The organism is Vibrio sp. V23_P3S9T160 (assembly GCF_963886625.1).
GTDB lineage: Bacteria > Pseudomonadota > Gammaproteobacteria > Enterobacterales > Vibrionaceae > Vibrio > Vibrio anguillarum.
This window is the reverse complement of record NZ_CAWPDB010000099.1, coordinates 14,548-40,625: the sequence shown is the minus strand read 5'-3', so window position 1 is coordinate 40,625 and position 26,078 is coordinate 14,548. Positions and strand designations below refer to the sequence as shown.

Here is a 26,078-nt window from a genome sequence, read left to right as displayed (position 1 = left end):
CTAACCTCCCCCTAAAAGGGGGAGGAACTAGTAAACATATCTCCCTAAAAGGCTGCTCTCCTATTACTGGAAGACTAATATGGAGTAACCATTGGAAGGGGAAGAATGAAAAATTGATCATGTTTCTTAGACATATGAAAAGCATTGGCTGCTAACTCGTGGAGTATTGATGAACATATTAATGGCCTTATCTCAACTTGAGGTCACTGGGGCAGAGGTTTATGCCACAACCGTTGGCGATGAACTGACAAAGCGTGGGCATAAGGTATTTTATGTTTCCGATACGCTAACAAAACCTCACCAAGGGCTATTTTATAAACTCCGTTTTAATAAACGCAGTATTCCTCGCCGCTTTTGGCATGTGGGTTATCTTATTTATCTGATTAAGAAACACCATATCCAGCTAGTGCATGCTCACTCTCGCGCTTCCAGTTGGAGCTGTCACATTGCTTGCAAATTAACAAATACGCCTATGGTCACCACAGTACATGGCCGTCAGCCTGTACACGCCTCTCGTAAAAAATTTCACGCAATGGGTGACAAAGCGCTGCCGGTTTGTGAGGCCATTGAACAACAACTCATGACTGAATTGAATGTTCCACAAAGTTCGCTCGTCGTAAGCCGAAACGGAATTGAAACGCAAGAATTCGCTTGGCAAAATGCTCCTCAAAATAGCAAACCTGTTGTCAGTATTATTGGTAGGTTAACCGGCCCCAAAGGGGATCTTTGTTATCGGTTGCTCGATGAGTGTTTAGACTCAGCGAAATACCACATTCAGGTCATATCTGGATCTAAAATTGAAGCGCGTTTTAATAAGTTTACTTCTGACGTTCACTTTCTTGGTTATTCACAAGATGTCGTCTCGATACTTGCTCAATCAGACTTAATCATTGGGGCTGGCAGAGTGGCAATGGAATCTTTGTTGTGTGGACGGCCTACACTGGCAATCGGTGAGGCAAGTGCAATTGGTATTGTCGATGACGATAATATCGCTGCGGCCATGGCAAACAACTTCGGTGACATCGGGCCTAAAGATCTCGATATTAATTTTTCAAAAATTAGTCAATATGTAGAACAAGGGTTAAAAACGCCACACTGCTCGCCACAAGTCAGTGAAATAATTCAGCACAGCTACAGCTTAACCAATGTGGTCGATCAAATAGAAGATATTTATCAAACGGTTTATGTTGAAAAGCTGCGTAAAGAGATGCCGATTATTATGTATCATCGCTTTATTAAGGATGAAAGTGAAAAGGGCGTACATGGTACCTATCTGCATATTGACATGCTTGAAAAGCACTTCAACCTGCTAAAAAAAATGGGGTTTGAAACGCTAACCTTTAAAGATTTAGCGGATAAAGGGCTTATTCACCGCCTTGAATCAGGCAAGCGCTATATCATCTTAACGGTTGATGACGGGTATCAAGATAACTACGAATTGATGTTACCGCTATTACAAAAATACGGTTTTAAAGCGGTTGTCTATGTAGTAACGGGGGAGGATTTTAACCGTTGGGATGTTGAAGTACCGAGCAACCCAGAAAAACCAGTGCCTTTAATGTCTCGCAAGCAAGTCAAAGCATTACACGATTCAGGGCTGGTTGAAATTGGCGGCCATACAATGACTCATCCATTTCTCAGCAAACTCAGTGAATCTGAACAGCATAAAGAGATCTCACGTAATAAGCTTGAACTCGAAGAGCTACTAGGCGAACAACTAGTTTCTTTTGCATACCCTTATGGCGATCATGATGCGCTCTCAAAACAGATCGTGCATCAATGTGGCTATCAATTTGCGGTTGCTACTAACAGCGGCCCATTGTTAATGCATCAAGATCCGTATCAAATCCGACGTATTGCTATTTTCCCTAAAACCGATGTGTTTGGCCTATGGCGCAAAGTGCGCGGTAATTATACATTTCGTAAAATGGGGCACTAACTATACTTGTAATTAATAACAGTATTAGTTTATTAAGCGAAACTAATACCAAGGGGTTGAATATGTCTGGCTTTACTTTTCTAGCAAGATTACGTAATAAAATTCGAATTAAGCCGAACAATCATATTCAGGTTGGTCAAAATACTCGTATTCGTTATTGTAACATTCACGTCAATGGTAAAAATAATCACCTTATCATTCATGATGGTGCTAATTTAAAAGGCGTTTCAATTGAGTTGAATGGTGAAAACTGTACGTTAGAAATCGGGACAAATTGTATTATAGGGGAGAATTGCTTTTTCTCTTGCCGAGAACGCAACACTCGACTTGTTATCGGTGACAACTGTATGTTTTCACGTAATGTAAAGATAATGACGAGCGATGGCCACAATGTTTTACAAAATGGTAAACGCATCAATCTAGCTAAAAGTATTGATATAGGCTCACATGTATGGCTAGCGGATAATGTTACCGTCTTAAAAGGTGTATCTATTGGAAGTGGTTCTATAGTAGGTATTAACTCAACAGTAACACATTCCGTGGCCGATAACTCAGTAGCAGCGGGTAATCCTGCTCGAGTTATCGCTGATTCTATAGTTTGGCAGGAAGAGTTAACTTTTTAAACTAACCGTTTATTCAATAAATATTTAAAACAACTCTTATCACAAAAGCCTGTTTTATTCTAACGCACAAGTAGATAATAATAAATATCATTTAAACAGATGGCGGATTTTTATCCTTTCCTATCTCTGAAAAACGGATCAACAAGCCACACAAGATCGTTAGTAAATAAATAAGATGTGTATGGTGCAAGGGAACATCAGTTAAACCGGCAAGCATAAGCATAATGAGCATGCTATTAACTAGTGGATTACCGATATATTTAACACCCGAACGAGTAAAATTAATGATTAAAGTAAAACAAAATAAAAGCATTACCAGAGTTCCCACTACCCCATAGCGGGCTAAAGAATCTAAATATTGATTATGTAAATGGGGCTGAATAGCTGCACCACGATTTTTCATACCGGAAATGCTGTCTTGCAAACTGTCATCCCCAAGACCAAAAATAGGGTCATCAACAATCACATCCAAACTATGCTTCCATAAGTCCAAGCGAATACCGATAGAGGTATGATGGTTCCCTTTCTCTATCATCGAAATTTCGTATTGCGTCTGTTTAATCCGAGTATCAATTTCTTTCTCAAAAAATGCATAAAATAGCACCGAAATAACACATATTGAAAAACACCAAAAAATATAATGTTTAACGGTCGGCCTTACTGTAGCAATCATCAAATAAAGAATGACCACAGGTAAAAAGAGGACTACACCTCGCACATCGGTCATGATGATGGCTGTCAACGAAAGCAAGCCGCCTATACTAGCAAGCGTTTTTAATGTTCTATCTGATTGATTTAAAAAAAAGTAAACGCAACACAACAAAAGAAAAGAGACGTATAACGCATAAGGTATCGGGTTTGTCGCAATGCCAACACGCGCAATGTTCATCACAAAATGTTCATACAACGCATTCAGCCCGCAAATAACTGAAGCTAATGCAACAATATAATAAATCCACTGGCGTGATATTTTATTCCACGGTACAAAAAGCAAATAAACCAAACTTGCAATTAACGTTCTAGGCAAAGAAAATTCATCACTACGGAAAAAATGATAGCCAGAGAAAATCACTATTATCAATAATCCAGAGATAAAAAAACCTCTTAACTCTGAATGCCAGTTTTCCCTAATTGCATGTCGATATCTCAACAGACAATAAATAGAAACTATTGGTATTAAGCGTGAAAGAATAAACTTACTATCAGAGAAATTAAATATCACCATTAGAACAACCAATAATGGTGATAATAAAAATAACTTTTCTATATGATTAATTTTTTTGTTTTTTATAAGCATTATTTGCTAAAGCCATTTTTACTTTGCGGTACAGTGAGTACAATTCACGAGTGGGTTTTCTGTACAATGGAGCCTTGGGTTGCTGTTCGTTTTGAAACGTTGTGTCAAAGTATTGAGGATTTGCAACCACACTTGGTAGGAATAAGAATGAAGGCATCTGATGCAAATATAGTGACCCCATATAGTTATCAACAGGCATCGACCAGCACTGTGAAGACTTAAGTAATTTCGTTGCTGCATCAGGAGAAAGTGCATAAGCTCTAGCGCCACCAAAATTATTACTTAGAAAATAGATGTCATAGTTATTTTCCTGTTCCTTCAAGAACAGTTCACTGCGATCACAAGCTTCCTCCAATCTCAAAAAGCCATATTCTTGGGTTTTAATTTTGATTAGATCAATAAAATGTATAAAGCAGGGTAATAGCTCAGCATCATCCTCTAAAACAATGATCGGCTCATTCAACTCAACACTCTTTTGCCAGAGTAGATAATGGCTCGCGTAGCAGCCCATCTCCCCTTTTGAAGGCATTTTACCACTGGTAAACCATAACCGCTTGGTATAGTCATAATTGGCAAATAAAGGGTGTGGAGGAACAACTCGACCATCAATCGCATCAAAGAACTCAAAATCCAGGCCGTAATTAGCCATTTGTTGCTCAATGGATGCTCGTCTTTCTAGGCTGTTTTTAAGGCTAATAACGTAGATTTTCATCACAAAAACTCGAATTTCTATAATATGCTCGCCAATATGCTGCACAATACTTATTCTCAGATTGAGGCGGATTAGAGCATATCTTGCCTAGCATTTGAATGCATTTGTTAACAGAAATTGAGTTTTATCAAACGAACGCTGTGCTAGAATGGCCGTAAAATAAGAATGACGGTGAAAAATGAAGTTACTGATTGTGGGTCCTTCATGGGTAGGCGATATGGTGATGTCACAAAGTTTATATCAACGCCTTAATCAACAGCACCCTGATGCACAAATTGACGTTCTAGCCCCCGCTTGGTGCAAACCTATTTTGGAACGCATGCCAGAAGTGAATTGCGCGATTGAAATGTCGATTGGACATGGCGCTTTTAATCTTGCTGGTCGGTGGGCGCTCGCCCAAGAGCTAAAACGCAACAATTACACTCATGCCTATGTCTTACCAAATTCGGCAAAATCAGCACTCATACCGCTATTTGCGGGTATTCCTTCTCGTACTGGCTGGAAGGGTGAGTTTCGCTACGGCTTACTTACTGATCTTCGCCCTAATCGTAAAGTGTTCCAGTATATGGTTGAACGCTATGTGGCTCTTGCTTATTCAAAAGAAAGCATGCTCGATAAAGTACAGCTAGAAAACTGCCCTCATCCTTCTTTATTAGTTGATAGCAAAGCTCAGCAATATGCCATTTCAAGATTAGGCTTATCGACAACCAAACCAATTGTCGGTTTATGCCCAGGGGCTGAGTTTGGTCCGGCTAAAAGATGGCCTGACCACTATTATGCTCAAGTTGCACAACACGCTATTGAAAGCGGCTATCAAATCTGGCTTTTTGGCTCGACCAAGGATAGCAAAGTATGTGACCTCATTCGTTCAGCACTTAGCACCGAACAACAAAAATATGCCTTTAATCTAGCTGGACAAACCTCACTTGTTGAAGCTGTGGATCTGTTGGCTGCTTGCCATACCGTCATCAGTAATGATTCAGGATTAATGCATGTCTCCGCCGCCGTAGATTGTAATATCGTCGCAATTTATGGATCAAGCTCACCGCAATACACGCCACCGCTAACTGAGCGCTTAGAAATGGTATATACCGATATTGAATGCCGCCCATGCTTTAAGCGAACCTGCCCATTAGGGCACTTAAATTGCCTAAATCAACTGCAACCGGTGCAAGTTATTCAAGCTTTAGATAGATTTATTGGAAAAGATTCATGAAACACCTCTGGTTTGAAAAAGGGGCTTATGCCTCGAAGGCCGCGCGCCAATACTTGAATGGTTATTTTAATCCTTTAGCGATCAAGAAAATTGCCGTCATTCGCCATGCTGCGCTCGGTGATCAAGTCATTGTGCGCCCCTTTTTGATTGAAGCTCGGAAGTTCTTCCCTCATGCAGAAATAACATTAGTCACCGTTTCAAACTACCTCTATGGAACACCAGTAGAGTTAGCGGATAAAACAGTGGTAATGAAAAGCCGTGAGGATTCAAAACACTTATCACTCAAGCAAAAATGGCAAGACTACAGCCAACTGGAAGAGCAAGATATTATATTTGATGTCGCTGGGACAAATCGCTCTTACTGGATGACATTACTGACTAAAGCAAAACTCAAAGTTGGCTTTCCTTACACGCCATTTTTATGTGGCACCTTGTATAACTTGGCAGTATTTCGCTCTGACTTTCAACCAGAAGTAGAATGCATGCTCGATATGCTTAAAATCCTTGGCCACAGCCCAAGCTATCCTCTCGATTTTGCCTACCCAGACAACAGGCAACTTTGTGATTTTGAGACACCTTACCTTGTCTATTTCAGTGGAGCTTCGCAGCTGAGAAAAATCTTATCTAAGCCTGAAATGCGTGCTGTCATCGAGCAAACTATTGAGCAGCAACCCAATGTAAAACATGTCTTCCTTGAGGGAAAAAATGAGTTTGAAAAAGGTGAGTATCTACAAGATCTTGCAGAGGCTGGAAAATTAACGATTCAGCCATGCTTACCTTTAGATGAATTAGTCACGTTTATTGCGAAAGCAACATTAGTGATTGCTCCAGACACAGGCATACGCAATGTGGCCATATCGACCCACACACCAACTGTTGGTATTTTTTACGCTACCGTCCCTTTTCGTTATACACCATTGTATGAAGCACATACGATCGTGATGAATGCCAATGGTGAAAAGCCTTCTACTGAGCAAATTACTGCAGCGATTACTGCCACGTTGAAACAGCGCTCGATAACCGAAAAAAACAGATAGGATCAATCAATATGAGCCAAGTAACTGTATTAATCGCAAACCGATTAATCCGCTTGACCGGGAATATTTTTAAAATGCTCGCTTATCCATTTCATTGGGTGTTTCCAAAGTTGCGTTTTACCATTCCTGCCTATTCACCAGCAAAATGGGCACGCTCCAATCGCAGTGCTATTCCACGTACAATTTGGCAAACCAACTTTACCGATCAAGCCTCCCTACCCGTTTATATTAACTACTTATTTAATCGATTAATGTCGCTCAATTGTGACTATCGCTATGTAAGTACCGAAGCCCGTGGTGAGTATTTACGAACCCACGCATCAACTGAAATCTATGATGCTTACATGCGGCTAACCAACGGCGCTGCTCAAGCCGATTTATGGCGTTTAGTAGTACTCAATAACGAAGGGGGCGTCTATATGGACATTGACGCAACTTTGGTATGGTCTCTCGATAAACTGATTGGCGATGAGCAACAAGCGGTTTACATAAAGATTGACAACAATACTCGTTTTACCAACTACTTTATCGCCTCAGCACCCAATAATAACGACCTCAGCCAAGCGATTGAAAAAGTACTGCATAACATTGAGAACTACGACCCTAAAATGGGCGTTTATTATTCAACCGGGCCTGGCGTATTTGATGAATTACTTAAAGGCAGAGAAGATCTTTGCACAAAAGATAGAAAATACGTTTGTATTCAAGGTAGTTTTACCAATGAACATTTTCAATATATAGATCGCCCTCGTTCGAAATGGACTCACATTAATCCGGATGATTTGGTAAAGAAAAAGGAACAGTAGAGTGGTGATTCGTGCTCTCTATACCTTACTTCTCTGTGTAGCTTCTCCTTTTTTAATGTGGGGCTTGTACAAAAAGCGGCCGGGCAAGCCGTGTGTTGGTGCTCGCTGGAAAGAGCATTTTGGCTTCACACCACCGCTTAAAACTAATCAATCCCCTATTTGGATCCACGCAGTATCGGTTGGAGAAACGCTTTCAGTTTCTCCACTGATAAAAAAACTCAAATCACAATATCCTGATCAGCCGATTGTTATTACCACAACAACCCCCACCGGTGCAGAGCAAGCGGCTAAATTAGAAGAGCTTGCCGAGCATAGATATATGCCCTTTGACTTTTCTTTTGCCGTTCGTGGTTTTATAAAACGGATAAAGCCAAGCCAAATGCTGATCATGGAAACAGAATTATGGCCCAATACACTCAATACCGTAGCCAAAGCCAATCTACCCATTACAGTGATTAACGCACGTTTATCTGAACGTTCTTGTCAACGATACGCTAAATTTCAACCGATATTTAACTTATTAGCCTCTCACTTAACACGTGTACTTTGTCAGTATCCAGATGATGCACAGCGATTTATACGACTTGGTCTTACAAAGGAAAAAGTGTCTGTTACTGGTTCAATTAAATTTGATATTAATATTGATCAAGCAATCATACAAAGAGGCAAGCAGTTAAGATCTCATCTAGGGAGTGCGCGCCCAGTTTGGATTGCAGCCAGCACTCACCAAGGTGAAGATGAACAAGTGTTAGCCGCTCATGCCAAAGTACTTAAAGCACACCCTAGCGCACTGCTTATGCTTGTTCCGCGCCACCCTGAGCGATTTAATGCTGTTTTTGAGTTATGTAAAACACAATTTATGAGTGTGCGGCGAACTCAAACAGAGAATAAACTCGATCCAGAAGTACAGGTCTATCTAGCTGATACTATGGGGGAGATGCTAGTACTCATGGGATCTGCTGACATTTGCTTTATGGGCGGAAGCTTAGCGGGTGACAAAGTCGGTGGGCATAATTTACTCGAGCCAGCTGCGCTTGGTTTACCCATGTTGACTGGCCCAAGCTATTACAACTTCAGTGAAATCACTCAAGCCCTCAATCAAGCCGATGCTTGTGTGATCACACAAGATGCAGAGCAAATTGCACAAATGCTTTGTGAATGGTTCACTGATAACAAACAGCGTATTCATCGCGGCAAGCAGGGTTATCAAATCGTAGAACAAAACCGTGGCGCTCTTGCCAAAACACTTGAATATTTAGATTTATAAAGAGAATACTCTTAATGAAACGACTAATTGTTGATCTTGATGGGACACTAACTCAAGCCAATACTTCCGATTATAAAAACGTCCTACCGAGAATGGATGTGATTGAACAACTGCGCAATTATAAGCAAAAGGGGTTTGAGATTGTAATTTCAACGGCGCGTAATATGCGCACTTATGAAGGTAACGTCGGTAAAATCAATATCCATACTCTTCCTATCATTACTGAGTGGCTGGATAAACACCAAGTTCCGTATGATGAAATTTTAGTGGGCAAACCTTGGTGTGGGCACGACGGCTTTTATATTGATGATCGCGCCGTGCGCCCTACCGAATTTTCCTCAATGAGTTTGGAAGAGATCCACCAACTCTTCGAGAAGGAAAAATCATGTTCCTGATAATGTCTGGTGCCTACGTCGGGCAAGAATTGGAATCTGAATTTGGGCGTATTCCACCTAGCTTTCTACCTTTAGGCAATCGTCGCCTGTTTCAGCATCAAGTCGCTTTGGCACCACAAGGCTTAAAAGTCTATCTCTCTTTGCCTGAATCTTATGCTATCTCAGAAATCGACAGTCAGTGGCTTGAACAGCATCAGGTGACGATTATCGCTACGCCTGATGGACTGAGCCTTGGCGCTTCTTTGGTTGCTGCACTCAATATTAGTGGCCACTCACTTAATGCACCACTGCACATCCTCTACGGTGATACGCTTTTTAACCAACTTCCTGTTGGAGATGATATTGTCAGCGTTTCCACCGCGAAAGACAGTTATAACTGGGCCGTATTGACTAATGATGAAGTTGATTGGCTACAAGATGCCAACACTCCAATGAATAGCGAAAGTCAGCGGATTATCGATGGCTACTTTAAATTCAGCCGCCCACGTGAACTAGTTCGCAGTATTACACAGAGTGAATGGCAATTTATTGCTGGTCTTAACCGCTATCATAAAAACGTAGGCTTAAGTGCCGTCAACTCGATTGGCTGGCTCGATTTTGGTCATGTGAATACTTACTATCATTCCAAAGCTGAATTCACAACTCAGCGCGCCTTTAATGAGCTCACTATAACCGCCAAATGGATTGAAAAATCGAGCATAAAGAACCAAAAAATAGCTGCTGAAGCTTACTGGTTTGACAATCTGCCGATGACAATGCGTGGTTTCATCCCACAATATTTAGGTAGTCAAAACAGCGAGGGGAAAATTTCCTATCGCTTAGAATATCTCTACCTCACTGCGCTGAATGAGTTATTCGTTTTTTCCAAGCTGCCAAGTCAAATCTGGCAAAAAATCTTAGCCAGCGCGGTGGAGTTTTTAAGCCTGTGCCTTGAGCAACCTACCGAGCCGAATGATCCCATCAATACTCTCGACATACTGTTTGCCGATAAAACCACTCTACGCCTTAACGAATTCTGTGCATCGCGACGCATCACGTTAGAAAAAAAGTGGCAATTTGCAGGACAAGATGTCTCGCTCGCGCAAATTCTGCGCGATAGCCAAAAACATCTGCCTAATGGAGAACCCTTACTGGGCGTCTTGCACGGTGATTTTTGCTTTAGCAATATTTTGTATGACTTCCGAGCCAACAAAATTAAAACGATCGACCCTAGAGGGATGACGCCTGACGGGCAGAAAACACTGTATGGTGATATCCGCTACGATTTAGCTAAGCTGAGTCATTCAATTCTTGGTTTGTATGATTGGATTATTGCCGGTTACTACCATGTTGAGATTGGCGACAAAGCGATCGAATTAAAGATTGCAGAGCAGAGTCAACATAAAGAGACGCAGCAAGGCTTTATCGAACTAATTGAACAGACTTTTGGCCTCACGGCGAAAAATCTCTACGCGATGCAAATTCAACTTTTCTTATCGATGTTGCCTTTGCATGCCGATGATCGCCGTCGCCAAGATGCCTTGTTTGCCAATGCGTTCCGTCTCCATCAAACTTTATTGAGGCTTGATCAATGATTGTGATCCCAATGGCGGGAATGAGTTCTCGCTTCTTTAAAGCCGGTTATACCCAGCCCAAATATATGCTTGAAGCCCACGGTCAAACCCTGTTTGAACACTCGGTCAGCAGCTTTGCTGCGTATTTTGCTAACACTCCGTTTCTGTTCATTGTGCGCAATGTTTATGACACCGCAGCGTTTGTGCGCGAAAAAGCCTCTCAGCTTGGCATTAAACAGTTTTACATTGCTGAATTGCATACAGAAACTCGCGGCCAAGCCGAAACGGTGACTTTAGGGTTAGAGGAATTAGCAAAGCAAGGCGTGGACTATCAAGGATCGATCACGGTGTTTAACATCGACACATTCCGCCCGAATTTTGTATTCCCTGACATTAGCCAACACAGTGATGGCTACCTAGAAGTGTTTCAGGGCAGCGGTAACAATTGGTCTTTCGCCAAACCAGAACATACCGGAAGCACCAAAGTGATCCAGACCGCGGAGAAAAACCCGATTTCCGATCTCTGTAGTACCGGGCTTTATCACTTCAATCGTAAAGAAGATTACTTGGAGGCGTATCGTGAATACGTTGCCAGACCTAGCCAAGAATGGGAGAGAGGCGAGCTATACATTGCGCCGCTCTACAATTTACTCATTCAAAAGGGGTTGAATATTCACTACCACTTGCTCGCACGCCATGAGGTCATTTTTTGTGGCGTACCAGATGAATACACGGACTTTTTGAGGCAACCACAACCATGATCAAGATTGATGATGAAGCGATCACCTTTGTTGTGCAGGGGCCAGTGCAAGCCAGTGCCAGTCGCCAGCAAATCGCTGGCATCACAGAGCAATGTTTGAACTCCATACGTCGCTTTTTTCCTAAATCGACCATCATTCTGTCGACTTGGAAAGGGCAGCCGTTGGATGGCCTTGATTACGACCAAGTGTTGGAATTGGATGATCCCGGCTCAAATACCGTTTTTTATGACGGTCAGCCGCTCAAACTCAATAATAACCGTCAGATGTACAGTACCCACATGGGGCTGAAAGCGGTAAAAACGCCTTATGCGGTTAAGCTACGCACCGATAACCTGCTGACAGGTCGCCAATTTGTTGAGCTGTATGAACAATATGCCGATGTCCCCAGAGCACAGAATTATCAATTTTTGACTCAGCGGGTACTCACCAGCAGCACGTTTTTTATTTCGAGTCACTATGGGCATCCGGTTCATTTTCATAAAAGCGATCTGTTTGACTTTGGCCTGACCCGAGATCTCCTGACCATTTGGTCTGATCGCTGGATACCAGAATTACACTTTACGCTTAAGCCGGGCTACAAAGCACGCCACCCAGCAACAGAGCAAGTTTTATGTCTGAATTGGATCTCAGCGCTACTCAGTGAAGAGCACCATATCGAGAGTAAAACCTGCGATCATGCAGGGTTAGGTGAAGAGTTTTGGCCACAGTTTATAGCGAATAACTTACTGATTGATGGCCCAGAAAAACTGGGATTAGATGTGACTGAACGTTTCTATCAGCGAGGTAATCTAGCACTTGAGTATGATTTAAAAGATTGGCTGTATCTTAACCAAATAACATCAATCCCACGTGATAAGAAACGTCTGTACCGTTACTATAAAAATCAAGTTGGCCGTATACTTAAAAAGCTCCATTCTTTGATTTAAATATCACTCTCTAACTTTAATAACAATAGGGGTTAACATTTTCCTTAATTTGAGTCTAACTCCTTTTTTCAAAGTCTTAATCATGAATGAAAAATACCAAAAAAATTTAAATTTCAATGGAGTACTTTTAGTTTTTAAAAATTCTTTTTCATATAACCACTTCCATCTTTGAAACGTAATAAAATCGTAGGGATAGCCATTTGACTGTTGAAGGCGTTTTGGTACCTCTAATCCAAGTTCATCTCCGTCAACAATGATAAGATTATTGATCATAAAATTATATGACTGTTGCCGCGCAAAATGGTCACCATGTTCATCTGTTAATTCATCAGGATATAGCTTCCTTGCGGCATGGCTCCAAATCTTCTGTTCTACATTGACGCTATCATTTGGATAATGTTTGTGCTGTTTTTTACCACTCAACGCTGATTGGAAATCATAATCACTATACATATGACAATCCCATACTTTAAGTAGATCTTCCACCTCACCAAATTGGAAAAAATCAGAGAAGAAAAAAGGTACATGTAACCCCCTCTCAAACTCCTTCGCAAAATAATTAGAACAAACAAGCCGATTATTCAGTATTGCATAATTATCTCTGCGTAAAGGGAATTGCTCAAACAGTTCTAACATCCTTGTTTTGTTTAATATATTGTCAGCTCTCAATTTCGCAGCAAATTTAGTTTTAACATGACGTAATCCAGAAACAGTTGACACAATTTGCCTATTTATATTGATAGGTATAGGATCGTTTTGTTTGCTATACACAAATACCGTAGAACCTGGATCTTTGTTATAAATAATGAGATCAGCTTCAATATCTTGTGTATTTTCTCCTTCCCAAGTGGATATGATAATTTGGCAGCCGGGGAAAATTGATCGTAAACGTTGAACAGATATTGAGGTAATAGACGGAGCAATAGGTCCTTGAATAACGAATGTAATCTGCTCGAATAGCATATTTTTACTCTTCATTTTAGCACTTAGAAATAATGTGAAAAGCTTCAGGAATCCAATGAATCCCTCGCTTACGGACCTCTTTCTCAAACGATCGCTTCAATCTATCTAAATTTTCTTTCTTCCAGCTCTCGCCTTGTTGCTGGCAGCACTTATCAAAATCAATAATCCATACCTTCTCTTGGCCATCAATCAAGATGTTATGGATATTGAGATCGGTGTGATTGACTTGCGCATCATGCATTTTGCGAATTTCTAGGCCGATTTTCTCATACATTTCAGTCGGTAATGGACGTTCTTGTAAAATAGACACCAGATCGCGGGCGTTCGGGATTTTTTCGCTGAGTAAATCGGCCTGATAACAAAAAGTGCGCTTTACTGCTCGCGCGGCAATCGGGCGTGGAACATTTACCCCCGACTCCCTCAGAGTATTGAGCAATTCAAATTCTTGGAAGCTGCGCGTCTTCTGCCAACCAGAAAAAAAGTAGTGATCACTTACTAACTTACCGAACAATCCACCACGCTTATAGTGGCGTAGTGCTGCTTCTATTTTTTCAGCTTTTACAAACCATGTCGTACCGCGCCCAGTTGCACTACCTGTGACGCTACCAGCCTGCTGCCAAAACTCAGGGTTAAAACAGCGGAGCGGATCTTCAACTAGCAAATGCTCGTCATACCAAATTGTTTGATTCTCTTTTTTCAGCGTTTTCATCGTTTCACTTTTTAATGACGAGATTGAATGTGCTTCATCATGCTTGTTTGGTATTTTACATTTATCGGCGCTATCTGCATAATTCTTACTAACTTTCTCTATACCGATGTCACTTATGGCTCTTTTTTCTTCTGCTCCACGCTCTATTTGTGTGTTGCGTCTGTCGGCGATTGGCGATGTGTGCAATGCAGTGGCCGCCGTGCAAGCAATTCAGCACCAATGGCCTGAAACTCATATCACGTGGATCACAGGAAAACTGGAAGCGCAGTTACTCACTGATTTACCGAATGTAAACGTGGTTATATTCGACAAAAAACAGGGGTGGAAAGCGTATCAAAAACTGTGGGCAGAACTTAAAGGGCAATCCTTCGATGCGCTTTTGCATATGCAGTATGCCTTTCGTGCCAGTATTGCCACTCTGGGTATTAAAGCTAAATATAAACTCGGTTTTGATGCCGCCCGCAGCCAAGATTTCCAGCACCTATTTACCAATGTAAAAGTGGTATCGCCTCAAGCGCCTCATGTATTAGATGGCTTACTCGCGTTTGCAGAATGCCTTGGAGTCAGAGAGCTAGAAACTAAGTGGTCACTCACTTATTCAGATTCAGATCATCAATGGGCCGAGCAGCAACTTGCACATTCAAAACGTAATTTAGTCGTGGTTCCTGCCGCGAGTAAGGCTTATAAAAATTGGACCGCTGAAGGTTATGTAGAAGTGATAACGCATGCTCAACAACTTGGTTGGCATATCATTTTAGCCGGTAGCCCTGCGCAAATTGAAGTTGATCTAGCAGCCGAAATAGCGAGTAAACTTACTCAGCCGGTACTTAATGCCGTTGGTAAAAGCCAGCTTAAAGAGATGTTGGCACTGCTCGACTTAACCGATTTAGTGATAGCGCCAGATACAGGCCCTGCGCACATGGCCAATGCAATGAATACTCCCGTTATCGGTTTATACGCTCACCATAATCCGCAGCGCACAGGGCCTTATCAGTATCGTGATTATGTGGTGTCGGCTTATGACGAAGCACTGTTTGCCGAAACAGGAAAAACGAAAGAGCAAGTCAGTTGGCGTACTCGCGTCAAAGATGAACAAGCGATGCAGCGTATTCAAGCAAGCCATGTTATCCAAATGTTTGATAAGATAACGGCTGATTTTCAGCTAAACCCAATATCCGAGGAATGAATGTGAGCAAACCTACTTTAGCCGTTGCGCTGATCGTTAAAAATGAAGCGCAACATCTGCAAGCTTGCTTGGAAACCGTTCATCAATGGGTAGATGAAATCGTCGTCTTAGATTCAGGTAGCAGTGATAATACTGAAGAGATTGTACGCCGTTATACTGACAAGTTTTTTGTCAATTCGCAGTGGCCTGGGTTTGGCCCACAGCGCCGCTTAGCGCAGTCGTATGTCGAGTCTGATTATGTGTTGTGGCTAGATGCCGATGAACTCGTGACCAAAGAGTTAAAAGATAGCATTCAGCAAGCGGTCGCGGCTAATAAACCCAATACACTGTATCAATTTGCCCGTTTAAGTTGGGTTTTTGGCCGCTATATTCGCCACTGCGGTTGGTATCCTGATCGCGTGTTGCGCCTCTACCCGACTCAATTAACGCAATATAACGAGGCTTTGGTGCATGAAAAAGTCGAAGTCGCTGATGGCATGAAAGTCGAGAATCTTGCAGGTGATGCGATTCACTACACCTATAACGATATTCATCATTATTTAGTTAAATCCGCAGGTTATGCCAAAGCATGGGCAGAGCAACGAGAAAAACGTGGTAAGAAAAGCAGCATTAGCCAAGGTATTTTTCATGCGTTTGGCTGCTTTTTGAAAATGTACGTTTTAAAAGCAGGCTTTTTAGATGGTAAGCAAGGCTTCTTGCTTTCTTTATTATCGGCGCACTCAACCTTTGTTAAATACGCCGATTTATGGGTTAGAACCAGTACTGAGCCGCCCAAGGGTTAAGTTCAGCTAACACCGCATTAATATCAATGCGACTCATATCGGTCTGAGTTTCTTTGTCCTTTGCTTGTGGTGGACAAAAAGCGATATGGCGACCTTGTGAATTCAATGGTCGCCAACGCAGTGGCGTGGCTGAACGTTTGGCGGGGAAAAAGCCAACTGTGGGCACATCAATCGCCGCGGCAATATGCAAAGGCCCGGTTGAACCTGCGATAAAAATATCAGCGCAAGCAATCGAGCGTGAGAAATCAGCAAGCCCTTCATTTTTATCATACAGTGCCGCTCGCCCGCCCTTTTCTTCAATCAAAGCTTTTAACTGCGCGGCTTTCGCCTCTTCTCCCGGCCCGGCGGTGAGGATAATTTCTTGCTTGCCATCAATCCCCATCACTAACTGCGTGTATTGCTCTAGCGACAAATTATTCGCCGAACCGCCGCTTCCGGCATGAACAAACACCCACGGTTTACTTGTATCGAGATGAAGTTGCGTAGCCAGTTTGCTTTTTTGTTCAACAAGCTTCGCTTGATCAAATTGTAGATAAGGTGCGCTAGGCTCGATAACCTCTTTGCCAATATCATGCAAAAAAGCGCGTACCAAATCTAAGTTATACTCATATTCTGGTTTGGCTGATTGAGAGCGTTTTTGCTTAATTCGTTTGTTGTAAAAAATTTGAGCGAATTTAGTCGCCGGCGCTAAACGATAAGGAATACGAGATTTCCAAACTAATAGTGCATTGTAAGTGGTCGAGAAGAGGTTGATCGAGGCATCAAAGTGTTGCTGTTTAATCGCTTGAATACATTGCTTTTTCTGCGCAGAGGACGCGTTTTCCGTTGGGTCGACCATCACCGCATCAATCCACGGGCAAAGCTCGGCCAGCGCGACAGTATAGTTGGGGACTAACGCGGTAATATGGCAATCTGGCAACGAGGCTTTTAGCATCGCAAAACTTGGCCAAGCCAGCATGAAATCACCAATTTTATCGTTACGGATCACCAACAACTTGTTCATCGTCTCTTCTCTCACTCGCTAAGTGTCACAGTTTAATGCGGGCTACATCATACCGAGTTCAATAGGTAATTTTGAGTCTTTTTGTTAATATCAGTGCCAGTTAACCAATATGAGCCTTCCACTGTGAGCCAAAAAAGAATTTCGCGTGTGATTTATCCCGGCACTTTTGATCCCATCACCAATGGTCATTTGGATCTGATCGAACGCGCCGCCAATATGTTTGATGAAGTGATCATCGCCGTCGCCGCCAGCCCAAGCAAAAACACCATGTTTACTCTGCAAGAGCGGGTCGCCTTTGCCAGCGCCGTCACTCAACATTTAGAGAATGTCACTGCCAAAGGATTTGCTGGGTTAATGGTCGATTTTGCGCGTGATGAAAAAGCCAATGTGCTGATCCGCGGTTTGCGTACTACGGTTGACTTCGAGTATGAATTTGGTTTGACCAACATGTACCGCCGTTTAATGCCGGGGCTGGAAAGTGTGTTTCTTACACCATCAGAGGAGCATGCGTTTATCTCCTCCACCATTGTGCGAGAAGTGGCGATTCATGGTGGAGAAGTGGATCAATTTGTTCCTGACATTGTCGCTAACGCCTTGCATGGCAAGAAAATATAGCCTTTAGGACGTACCTTATTTTTGGCAAGCAGAGCAGAAAAAGGTGTTACGCTGACCAATTTTCAGCGCTTCAATCGCTTGCCCACACGCTGGGCAAGGCTGCTGCGCTTTGCCATACACATTAAGCTCTTGAGCAAAATAGCCCGGTTTGCCATCCGCTTGTGCAAAATCTTTTAAGGTTGTGCCACCTTGTTGAATCGCCGTAGCTAAGACTGATTTAATTTCTCGCACGAGGCAATTCCACTCAGTCAGTGTCAGCGAATGAGCGGGCCGAGTGGGGAGAATTCGCGCATTAAACAGTGATTCACTCGCGTAGATATTGCCTACGCCAACCACCACTTTATTTTCCATAATAAATTGCTTAACAGCGATACGTTTATTGTTCGCTTTTTGCACAATATAATCTGCATCAAAATCATCGGTTAATGGCTCAGGACCGATATTACTCAACACCGAGTGGCTTTCTCCTTGCTCGCACCATAGCCAAGCGCCAAATCGACGTGGATCGTGGTAGCGCAGTACCTTGCCATTGGTTAATCGCAGATCAACGTGATCATGCTTGCCTGCCGGAAAATCACACTCCAATACTCGCAATGAACCTGACATTCCCAAATGAACAATCGCGCTGCCAATATCGGTCTCTATCAATAAATATTTGGCCCGGCGGGCAATATTGCGGATCACTTGCCCTTCTAACTGTTTCAGCTCTTGAGGGATGGGCCAACGTAATTTTGGCGTGCGAAATGTCAGTTGCTGGATCGTTTGCCCAACTAGATGCGGGCTAATCCCCATTTTACTTACTTCAACTTCGGGTAACTCAGGCATGATAAATCTCGATTCTTCGTTCGTCGTTATTGGGTATTGGTTATTCGTTCTTTGTTTGTTCAACGCTCGCGAGAAATAATGACTCAGTTCGGAAAAAGAAAAGCTTCTTCTACCGAAAGTGCCACCCATTTCTCTTGCCAATTTTTCAATAACCAAAACTGGGGGGTTTGGTAGTAGGTGATCCTTTGCGGCTCTTCGCGATCCTGATACCACACCTCCACGGTTTGTGGGTTACGTAGTAGAGACGCAAGCGACTCGTAAGTGGCATCATCAACTTCAGTACCAACTAAACTCTGCCAGCGTTGTGCCAATATTTCAGGAGCAACTGAAATTGCTTTGCTTGATCGCCAACGATTCTGATTCAGTTCAAGTGACCAGTCAGTAAAATGCAGTGCTTGCAGCTGTGCATTTGGATTAATCACATAAGGATAAGGGCTAGCAGGCGGTTCAATAAGATAAGTTTTGATGACTGTGGGTAAATTCAAAATGGCAATAAAAGCAATAACAGCCAAGATAAGAATATTATTCCAACGGCGGCGATTGATACGCATAAGTGATCCCTAAGAGTTTATCTTTGAGTAACTTAGCACATTATAGTGAGAGCTGACATTGCAGGGTACAAATTCCAGACAATAAAAAACCCAGCCAAAGCTGGGTCTTTCAATGCTTACAAAGCGTAAAATCAATTACTTGATTTTGCCTTCTTTGTAAAGAACGTGCTGGCGAACTACTGGATCAAATTTCTTGATCTCAAATTTGCCTGGCATGTTGCGTTTGTTCTTGTCAGTTGTGTAGAAGTGACCAGTACCTGCAGAAGATATTAGTCGAATTTTCTCACGAATGCCTTTAGCCATTGCTCAATTCCTCTTAAACGTTTTCGCCACGTGCACGGATATCAACAAGAACAGCATCAATGCCTTTCTTATCGATGATACGCATGCCTTTAGCAGTTAGACGTAGTTTAACAAAACGTTTTTCGCTCTCTACCCAGAAACGATGAGTTTGTAGGTTCGGCAGAAAACGACGCTTAGTAGCATTTCGTGCGTGTGAACGGTTGTTACCCGTTATTGGACGCTTACCAGTTACTTGGCATACTCGGGACATGAATGTCTTCTCCAAATCGTTTCAGCTCGATATCAACCTTGGTGGCCGAACCTCGTTCTCGATGTATTAAGAAGTTTGAGGTTAAAAACCGTTATGGAAAATCCATACAAGGCTATCAAAGGTCGCGTATTATACTAACTTGACATGCATTGCTCAAGACCCGAACAGATCCTTTTTACGGATTTGGCGATCTTTTTTTAAGCAGAGCTGATTTAGGTTGATAATTTAGTGCGCGAATCATACCAGAATAATCTTAAGTCACAACCTAAAATGTGATTCAAATCCACCCTCTTTCTGCAAAAGAAATTACCTCGCCATCACCCACCACAAAATGGTCCAAAATACGGATGTCCACTAACGCTAGTGCATCGGTTAATCGACGTGTGATTCTGCGATCAGCTTGGCTAGGCTCAGCAACGCCTGACGGATGATTATGGGCCAATATTAATGCCGCCGCATTATGGTGGAGTGCTCTTTTAACTACCTCTCGAGGGTAAACGCTGGCCGCGTCAATCGTCCCCTCAAACAATACTTCATCGCTGATCACTCGGTGTTGATTATCCAAAAACAGAATATAGAAGGCTTCTCGATGGCGATCGCGTAGCACACTCGATAAATAAAGCTTGGTTTGCTCTGGGCTAGTCAAAGCGCCACCTCGTTTGAGCGTTTCGGCCAAATAGCGCTGCGTCATTTCAAGCACCGCCTGCAATTGAACGTATTTGGCTTCGCCCAACCCTTTATGGCGGCAAAACTCTTGCTGGTTGGCCGAAAAAAGCGCTCGAAGTGATCCAAACTCACGCAGCAGCAGATCCGAGAGAGCGAGCACATTCATTCCTTGAGTGCCAGTACGAAGGAAAATCGCCAGCAGTTCAGCATCCGATAATGCCTGAGGACCGCGAGCAAGCAATTTTTCGCGTGGCATTGATTCTGTGGGCAGTGATTTGAGGCTCATTAAGCACTCCTAGGGTCTAAGATACCCAGACAACATAGAGAAATAGCCAAGCCTGCAACTTTGCTTCTCTTTATTTAGGCTTGATTCATGGTTTTTTGTAATTGATAAGTGATGAAAGACGCAGAAACACTCGTCCAATATGAAAGGATTGAGCGGATCATAAGGTCACTCGATGCGAGAGTTGTGCTAACATAATGCGCAGAATTTTTGAGGAAAAGATAATGCAAACACTGGCAGGAAAAAAGATTCTGCTCGGCATTAGCGGCGGTATTGCTGCGTATAAATGTGCTGAGCTAACGCGTCGCTTGATTGAACGAGGCGCTCAAGTACAAGTGGTGATGACCCACGCTGCAAAAGAGTTTATAACGCCACTGACCATGCAAGCCGTCTCTGGCAGGCCAGTTTCAGATAGCTTATTAGACCCAGCCGCCGAAGCGTCTATGGGCCATATTGAACTTGCCAAATGGGCAGACTTAGTCCTACTGGCTCCCGCGACTGCGGATCTCATCGCGCGCGTCGCCGCAGGGATGGGTAATGATTTACTCACCACTTTGATTTTAGCTACCAATGCGCCAGTGGCCGTCTCGCCGGCAATGAATCAGCAGATGTATCGCAATATCGCCACACAAGAGAATATTGCCACGCTTAAACGCCGAGGCATGATGATTTGGGGCCCAGCAGCTGGTGAACAGGCGTGTGGCGATGTTGGCCCGGGCCGCATGCTTGAACCAATGCAATTGGTTGAGCGCTGCGAGTTTTTTTTCCAAACAGAGGTGGCAAACAACACACTGCTCGCCGGTAAGTCACTGTTGATTAGCGCAGGCCCAACCCGTGAAGCACTCGATCCAGTTCGCTATATCAGTAACCACAGTTCAGGCAAAATGGGCTATGCGATTGCGCAGGCCGCCGCTCAATTGGGCGCGAAAGTGACTCTGATCAGTGGCCCGGTCAATTTGCTCACACCGCCACAAGTACAACGTATTGATGTGGAAAGTGCCTGCGATATGCATCAGCAAGTGATGGCGCAAGCGCAATCACATGATGTGTTCATCAGTTGCGCCGCCGTAGCCGACTATCGCCCTGAGATCATCGCCGATCAAAAGATCAAAAAAACCGATGCGAGCGATCACATGCTCATCACCATGGTCAAAAATCCCGACATCGTCGCCAGCGTAGCCGCACTGAAAGAAAACCGCCCGTTCACGGTAGGCTTTGCTGCTGAAACGCAGCAAGTTGAAAAATATGCCCGCGCTAAACTGCTCAACAAAAAACTGGATATGATCTGCGCCAATGATGTTTCTGTTGCGGGCCAAGGCTTTAATAGTAACGACAATGCGCTGACCGTTTATTGGCAAGGCGGAGAGCAAGCATTACCTTTGAGTTCAAAATCTGCATTAGCTCACGCGCTGATGCAACTGATCGCGAGTCAACTGTAGGCTACAAACAGACGTTCTAAGCTTCTTTTAGGGTTCATAGCGTTTATTGGGTGGTAAAATCACCACCCAGTTCAATCATTTTCATTTTTACGCTACGCAGTCCGAAAACTGTCCGTTAAACTACTGCGCTTAATGGACAATACCCAAACCATCTGAAGGGTATAAATATTTGCTCACAAGCATGTGGTAACTAAAAGGAAATCGGGTCATGGCCGTCAATAAGAAAATCAATCGTCGTGAAGAGATTCTACAAGCACTCGCTGAAATGCTGGAATCTAACGATGGTGCATCACGCATCACCACAGCAAAGCTAGCCAAACAAGTGGGCGTTTCTGAAGCGGCTTTGTACCGTCATTTTCCGAGTAAAGCACGGATGTTTGAAGGCTTGATTGAGTTTATTGAAGAGTCTTTAATGTCGCGGATTAATCGCATTTTGGATGAAGAGAAAGATACACTCAACCGCATCCGCTTAGTGCTACAGCTTATCTTGGCTTTTTCGGAACGTAACCCGGGCTTGACACGAATTTTATCCGGCCATGCTCTAATGTTTGAAAATGAGCGACTGCGTGAACGGATCAACCAACTATTCGAACGCATAGAAACGTCACTACGTCAGATCCTTCGCGAACGTAAACTGCGTGAAGGTAAATCCTTCCCCGTCGACGAAAGCATTTTAGCAGCGCAACTGCTTGGCCAAGTGGAAGGAAGCCTAAATCGCTTTGTGCGATCTGACTTTAAATACCAACCGACGGCAAATTTTGAAGAGTATTGGGCATTATTAAGCGCTCAGATTCAGTAAAAACAAACCACCACCGTCGTGACAAAGAATCATCATCAGTGAAAGAATCAAGAGTAATGAGCAAAGAAAAATACGGTAAACCTGAGTTTTCCCTCTCGCTACTGCACCCTAAATATTGGGGCGTGTGGCTTAGCTTTGGGCTACTCGCTTTAGTGGTCAACCTGCTTCCTTATTCTGCGTTACTAAAAATAGGACGCAGCATGGGCGCGTTTGGAATGCGCTTTGCTAACAAGCGAGTACACATTGCCACGCGTAATCTACAGCTATCTTTTCCAGAGAAAAGTGCAGGTGAGATTGAGCATATTGTTAACGAAAACTTTAAAAACACCGGCATGGCACTGATAGAAACCGGAATTACTTGGTTTTGGCCGACTTGGCGTTTTGCTCGCCTACTTGATGTGAAAGATGTCAGCGCCCTTTTGCAACTCAAACAAGAAAAACGTGGCGCACTGCTGTGTTGCGTACATGCGTTAAATTTAGAAATTACGGCACGTGCTTTTGGTGTAATAGGCCTTGAAGGCTATGGCGTTTACCGCCCACACAGCAACCCAGCGTATGAATTTATCCAATACCGTGGTCGCACACGCAATGGCAATAAACTAATCTACCGCACCGACATTAAACAGATGATCCGCGTACTCAAACAGGGCGAACGCCTATTTTATCTACCCGATCAAGATTACGGCCATAACAAATCGGTGTTTGTTCCCTTCTTTGCGGTCAAAGAAGCGTGTACCACCACAGGCACCAGTATTCTGGCTTATACTAGCCAATGCGCGATTGTCCCTGGTTCAGGGTTTCGAAACGCCAACGGAAAATACGAAATCATCGCCGATAAAACCATTGATGGCGACTATCCAAAAGATGACATGACCGCCGCCGCCGCTTACATGAATAAATACGTTGAAGAAGTGATTCTACGCGCACCAGAACAGTGGATGTGGCTGCATAAGCGTTTTAAATCTTTGCCAGATGAAACGTTAACTAACTCTCGCTATTTATAACTAGAAAAAGGTTTTGCTTTCAATGAGCAACAACGAAAACAGCACAGACAAACACTTGCACAACCCCACATTCCAATGGGCTTTTTTACACCCAAAACATTGGGGAACTTGGATTGGGATCTTCTTTGCCGCTCTGTTCGCCTTTATGCCACCCGTATGGCGAGATAGGCTAGCACGCAAATTATCCACCTTTGCGGTACGCAAAAACGGCCGTGTTGTACGCCGCACGCGAGTGAATCTGGAAAAATGCTTTCCTGAAAAATCCCCGCAAGAACGCCAGGCTATTTTGGAAGAAACCTTTGTCAAAGCAGCACAATACATGCTCGGTTATTCGGAGTTTTTGGTTCGTTCCACAAAACACAATCAGCAACGCGGCATCATGATTGGTGAAGAGAACTTATTGCCATTGTTAGATGCTGGCGAGAACGTGATTATCCTCGCTCCTCACGCTTGGGCGGTCGATTACCCTGCGGTAATGCTTGCTGCAAAAGGCTATAAAGTAACCACCATCATGAAGCCACAGCGCAATCCTATCGGTGATTGGTTAATGCACGTCCAACGCATGCAATATGGAGGGCGTATTTTTGCACGTGATGCTGGTGTAAAACCGTTTGTACGTTCAATTAAAGATGGATACTTAGGCTACTGGCTGCCCGATGAAGACTTTGGCCCGGCCAACTCGGTCTTTGTTCCATTCTTTGGCACTGAAAAAGCTACGTTAAAAGGTTTTGGTAAAATGGCGCGCCTATCAAAAGCGAAAGTCGTGCCAATTTTGCCTGCTTATAACGATAAAACCTGTAAGTACGAAGTGCATATTTTGCCTGCATTAGAAAACTTTCCAACGGGCGATGAAGAGCAAGATGCACGCGCTATGAATAAGGCGATTGAAGATTTAGTCACACCACGCCCAGAACAGTACATGTGGAATTTATCACTGTTGAAAACGCAGCGTGATGGCTCGGAAATTTACGATAACTCGCACCATGGCGATCAAAGTTAATCGCTAGAATCACTGAACTCATAACAAACAAGCCCCGAGCGACAAACTCGGGGCTTTTACTTTTCAACAAGTAGCTCTACGATTCGCAAATAAGTTGATGCTTAAATTCCGTACTGCGCACGATACGCTTTTACCGCCTCAAGGTGCTTAGCATCTGCCCCTTTCTCTTCAAGGTAAGTAACCAGATCGGTCAGGCTAACAATTGAGATGATCGCGCAACCAAAATCACGCTCGACTTCTTGAATTGCAGAAAGCTCTCCTTTGCCTTTTTCTTGGCGGTCAATTGCTACCAAAACACCAGCAAGATCCGCACCGTTAGCTTGAATGATTTCCATCGACTCACGAATGGCAGTACCAGCTGTAATGACATCATCCACCAGCATAATGCGCCCTTCTAATGCGCTACCGACCAAGTTACCGCCCTCACCGTGGTCTTTCGCTTCTTTACGGTTAAAGCAATACGGCGTATCAACATCATGATGATCAGCCAACGCTACTGCAGTTGTAGTCGCAATTGGGATCCCTTTGTACGCAGGTCCAAATAGCACATCAAACTCAATCCCAGAATCGACCAAAGCAGCGGCATAAAAACGCCCTAAGCGCGCTAAATCACGGCCAGTATTAAACAAGCCAGCGTTAAAGAAATAAGGGCTTTTTCGGCCAGACTTCAAAGTAAACTCGCCAAACTTCAAGACTTCTTTTTCTAGTGCAAATTCAATAAATTCACGCTGGTATGCTTTCATGATTTTCTCTCTCTTAACTCATACACTTTGGTTTATTTCGCTTTCCCAACAAGAACAACCCCCTCCTAGCCTCCCCCTAAAAGGGGGAGGTACTAAAGTGGTGCTCACCTCCCCCGAAAAGAGAGAGGTACTAAGCTGGTGCTCACCTCCCCCGAAAAAGGAGAGGTTCTAAGATGCTGCTCGCCTCCCCGAAAAAAGAGAGGTACTAAGATGGTGCTCGCCTCCCCGAAAAAAGAGAGGTACTAAGATGGTGCTCGCCTCCCCGAAAAAAGAGAGGTACTAAGATAATGCTTGCCTCCCCTAAAAGGGGAGGTACTAAGATGATGAATTCCCTCCACTCAAGGGCAATATTAGGAACACTTCCTTTATTCCCTCCCCTTATAGGGGAGGGTTAGGGTGGGGTCATCACGAACAACAATACAATG

28 protein-coding genes are annotated in these 26,078 nt (G+C 43.4%); 17 read left to right on the top strand and 11 right to left on the bottom strand.

Features of this window, described 5'->3' with window-relative positions:
- The first annotated feature begins 169 nt into the window (after positions 1-169).
- Together AACU59_RS05135 and AACU59_RS05130 are read left to right on the top strand one after the other, a co-directional pair.
- Complete coding sequence (locus AACU59_RS05135; RefSeq protein ID WP_094144781.1) at positions 170-1,939, top strand: polysaccharide deacetylase family protein; 1,770 nt, start codon at positions 170-172, stop codon at positions 1,937-1,939.
- 62 nt (positions 1,940-2,001) lie between these two features.
- Positions 2,002-2,562, top strand: coding sequence for an acyltransferase (locus AACU59_RS05130; protein WP_094144780.1), 561 nt, complete (start codon positions 2,002-2,004; stop codon positions 2,560-2,562).
- 91 nt (positions 2,563-2,653) lie between these two features.
- Here AACU59_RS05130 and AACU59_RS05125 read toward each other — a convergent pair whose 3' ends face one another.
- Positions 2,654-3,859: an O-antigen ligase family protein gene (locus AACU59_RS05125; protein WP_202598890.1), complete on the bottom strand. Its 1,206-nt coding sequence runs from the start codon at positions 3,857-3,859 to the stop codon at positions 2,654-2,656.
- A complete protein-coding gene (locus AACU59_RS05120) occupies positions 3,834-4,571 on the bottom strand; it encodes a glycosyltransferase family 25 protein (RefSeq protein WP_198300499.1) in 738 nt (245 codons plus the stop codon). The genes AACU59_RS05125 and AACU59_RS05120 overlap by 26 nt, the downstream gene beginning before the upstream one ends.
- 178 nt (positions 4,572-4,749) lie before the next feature.
- Here AACU59_RS05120 and waaF point away from each other — a divergent pair, with 178 nt between their 5' ends.
- Genes waaF through AACU59_RS05080 form a run of 8 tightly spaced genes read left to right on the top strand, consistent with a single transcriptional unit; the run spans position 4,750 to position 12,532 of the window.
- Positions 4,750-5,787: a lipopolysaccharide heptosyltransferase II gene (gene waaF / locus AACU59_RS05115; protein WP_094145532.1), complete on the top strand. Its 1,038-nt coding sequence runs from the start codon at positions 4,750-4,752 to the stop codon at positions 5,785-5,787.
- Positions 5,784-6,824 (top strand): glycosyltransferase family 9 protein, encoded by a 1,041-nt coding sequence (locus tag AACU59_RS05110; RefSeq protein WP_094145533.1) that lies wholly within the window; start codon positions 5,784-5,786, stop codon positions 6,822-6,824. The genes waaF and AACU59_RS05110 overlap by 4 nt, the downstream gene beginning before the upstream one ends.
- Before the next feature lie 11 nt (positions 6,825-6,835).
- A complete protein-coding gene (locus tag AACU59_RS05105; RefSeq protein ID WP_161437788.1) occupies positions 6,836-7,630 on the top strand; it encodes a glycosyltransferase family 32 protein in 795 nt (264 codons plus the stop codon).
- A gap of 1 nt (position 7,631) precedes the next feature.
- Positions 7,632-8,897 carry a lipid IV(A) 3-deoxy-D-manno-octulosonic acid transferase gene (gene waaA / locus AACU59_RS05100; protein WP_094145535.1) on the top strand — a complete coding sequence of 422 codons (1,266 nt, stop codon included), beginning with the start codon at positions 7,632-7,634 and terminating at the stop codon, positions 8,895-8,897.
- 14 nt (positions 8,898-8,911) lie between these two features.
- Positions 8,912-9,292, top strand: coding sequence for an HAD-IIIC family phosphatase (locus AACU59_RS05095; RefSeq protein ID WP_088732963.1), 381 nt, complete (start codon positions 8,912-8,914; stop codon positions 9,290-9,292).
- Positions 9,283-10,866: a capsular biosynthesis protein gene (locus AACU59_RS05090; RefSeq protein ID WP_094144869.1), complete on the top strand. Its 1,584-nt coding sequence runs from the start codon at positions 9,283-9,285 to the stop codon at positions 10,864-10,866. The genes AACU59_RS05095 and AACU59_RS05090 overlap by 10 nt, the downstream gene beginning before the upstream one ends.
- Positions 10,863-11,606 (top strand): glycosyltransferase family 2 protein, encoded by a 744-nt coding sequence (locus AACU59_RS05085; protein WP_094144870.1) that lies wholly within the window; start codon positions 10,863-10,865, stop codon positions 11,604-11,606. Before AACU59_RS05090 ends, AACU59_RS05085 begins: the two co-directional genes overlap by 4 nt.
- Entirely contained in the window at positions 11,603-12,532 is a 930-nt protein-coding gene (locus tag AACU59_RS05080) for a WavE lipopolysaccharide synthesis family protein (protein WP_094144871.1), read from the top strand. The genes AACU59_RS05085 and AACU59_RS05080 overlap by 4 nt, the downstream gene beginning before the upstream one ends.
- Before the next feature lie 3 nt (positions 12,533-12,535).
- Here AACU59_RS05080 and AACU59_RS05075 read toward each other — a convergent pair whose 3' ends face one another.
- Both AACU59_RS05075 and AACU59_RS05070 read right to left on the bottom strand, forming a co-directional pair.
- Positions 12,536-13,495, bottom strand: a complete 960-nt coding sequence (locus tag AACU59_RS05075; protein WP_161437790.1) for a WavE lipopolysaccharide synthesis family protein — start codon at positions 13,493-13,495, stop codon at positions 12,536-12,538.
- Positions 13,496-13,511: 16 nt separating this feature from the next.
- Positions 13,512-14,204, bottom strand: a complete 693-nt coding sequence (locus AACU59_RS05070) for a 3-deoxy-D-manno-octulosonic acid kinase (protein ID WP_176428519.1) — start codon at positions 14,202-14,204, stop codon at positions 13,512-13,514.
- Positions 14,205-14,319: 115 nt separating this feature from the next.
- Here AACU59_RS05070 and AACU59_RS05065 point away from each other — a divergent pair, with 115 nt between their 5' ends.
- Both AACU59_RS05065 and AACU59_RS05060 read left to right on the top strand, forming a co-directional pair.
- A complete protein-coding gene (locus AACU59_RS05065; protein WP_094144872.1) occupies positions 14,320-15,390 on the top strand; it encodes a glycosyltransferase family 9 protein in 1,071 nt (356 codons plus the stop codon).
- On the top strand, positions 15,387-16,172 hold the full coding sequence (locus tag AACU59_RS05060; protein WP_094144873.1) for a glycosyltransferase family 2 protein: 786 nt from the start codon (positions 15,387-15,389) through the stop codon (positions 16,170-16,172). The genes AACU59_RS05065 and AACU59_RS05060 overlap by 4 nt, the downstream gene beginning before the upstream one ends.
- On the opposite strand, the gene AACU59_RS05055 is transcribed toward AACU59_RS05060, so the two are convergent.
- Complete coding sequence (locus AACU59_RS05055; protein ID WP_094144874.1) at positions 16,141-17,175, bottom strand: glycosyltransferase family 9 protein; 1,035 nt, start codon at positions 17,173-17,175, stop codon at positions 16,141-16,143. The two genes, AACU59_RS05060 and AACU59_RS05055, sit on opposite strands and share 32 nt — an antisense overlap.
- 123 nt (positions 17,176-17,298) lie before the next feature.
- Here AACU59_RS05055 and coaD point away from each other — a divergent pair, with 123 nt between their 5' ends.
- The gene (gene coaD, locus AACU59_RS05050; RefSeq protein ID WP_026028196.1) at positions 17,299-17,790 is read left to right on the top strand and encodes a pantetheine-phosphate adenylyltransferase; all 492 of its coding nucleotides are present in this window, start codon (positions 17,299-17,301) and stop codon (positions 17,788-17,790) included.
- Positions 17,791-17,805: 15 nt separating this feature from the next.
- On the opposite strand, the gene mutM is transcribed toward coaD, so the two are convergent.
- The 5 genes from mutM to radC form a co-directional block, all read right to left on the bottom strand.
- Positions 17,806-18,615: a bifunctional DNA-formamidopyrimidine glycosylase/DNA-(apurinic or apyrimidinic site) lyase gene (gene mutM / locus AACU59_RS05045; protein WP_094132192.1), complete on the bottom strand. Its 810-nt coding sequence runs from the start codon at positions 18,613-18,615 to the stop codon at positions 17,806-17,808.
- A gap of 83 nt (positions 18,616-18,698) precedes the next feature.
- Positions 18,699-19,166, bottom strand: a complete 468-nt coding sequence (locus AACU59_RS05040) for a hypothetical protein (RefSeq protein WP_013855728.1) — start codon at positions 19,164-19,166, stop codon at positions 18,699-18,701.
- A 135-nt stretch (positions 19,167-19,301) separates the two neighbouring features.
- Positions 19,302-19,469 carry a 50S ribosomal protein L33 gene (gene rpmG, locus AACU59_RS05035; RefSeq protein WP_010318992.1) on the bottom strand — a complete coding sequence of 56 codons (168 nt, stop codon included), beginning with the start codon at positions 19,467-19,469 and terminating at the stop codon, positions 19,302-19,304.
- Positions 19,470-19,482: 13 nt separating this feature from the next.
- Positions 19,483-19,719, bottom strand: coding sequence for a 50S ribosomal protein L28 (gene rpmB / locus AACU59_RS05030; protein ID WP_004397476.1), 237 nt, complete (start codon positions 19,717-19,719; stop codon positions 19,483-19,485).
- Between the two features lie 277 nt (positions 19,720-19,996).
- On the bottom strand, positions 19,997-20,671 hold the full coding sequence (gene radC, locus AACU59_RS05025; RefSeq protein WP_010318993.1) for a RadC family protein: 675 nt from the start codon (positions 20,669-20,671) through the stop codon (positions 19,997-19,999).
- Between the two features lie 221 nt (positions 20,672-20,892).
- Here radC and coaBC point away from each other — a divergent pair, with 221 nt between their 5' ends.
- The 4 genes from coaBC (at position 20,893) to lpxM (ending at position 24,910) form a co-directional block, all read left to right on the top strand.
- Positions 20,893-22,107, top strand: coding sequence for a bifunctional phosphopantothenoylcysteine decarboxylase/phosphopantothenate--cysteine ligase CoaBC (gene coaBC / locus AACU59_RS05020; protein WP_237666637.1), 1,215 nt, complete (start codon positions 20,893-20,895; stop codon positions 22,105-22,107).
- Between the two features lie 208 nt (positions 22,108-22,315).
- Positions 22,316-22,906 carry a nucleoid occlusion factor SlmA gene (slmA, locus tag AACU59_RS05015; RefSeq protein WP_013855724.1) on the top strand — a complete coding sequence of 197 codons (591 nt, stop codon included), beginning with the start codon at positions 22,316-22,318 and terminating at the stop codon, positions 22,904-22,906.
- 56 nt (positions 22,907-22,962) lie between these two features.
- Positions 22,963-23,910 (top strand): LpxL/LpxP family Kdo(2)-lipid IV(A) lauroyl/palmitoleoyl acyltransferase, encoded by a 948-nt coding sequence (lpxL, locus tag AACU59_RS05010; protein ID WP_017048263.1) that lies wholly within the window; start codon positions 22,963-22,965, stop codon positions 23,908-23,910.
- Positions 23,911-23,932: 22 nt separating this feature from the next.
- The gene (gene lpxM / locus AACU59_RS05005) at positions 23,933-24,910 is read left to right on the top strand and encodes a lauroyl-Kdo(2)-lipid IV(A) myristoyltransferase (RefSeq protein ID WP_094144876.1); all 978 of its coding nucleotides are present in this window, start codon (positions 23,933-23,935) and stop codon (positions 24,908-24,910) included.
- A gap of 101 nt (positions 24,911-25,011) precedes the next feature.
- On the opposite strand, the gene pyrE is transcribed toward lpxM, so the two are convergent.
- A complete protein-coding gene (gene pyrE, locus AACU59_RS05000; RefSeq protein WP_013855722.1) occupies positions 25,012-25,653 on the bottom strand; it encodes an orotate phosphoribosyltransferase in 642 nt (213 codons plus the stop codon).
- Positions 25,654-26,078: the final 425 nt, after the last annotated feature.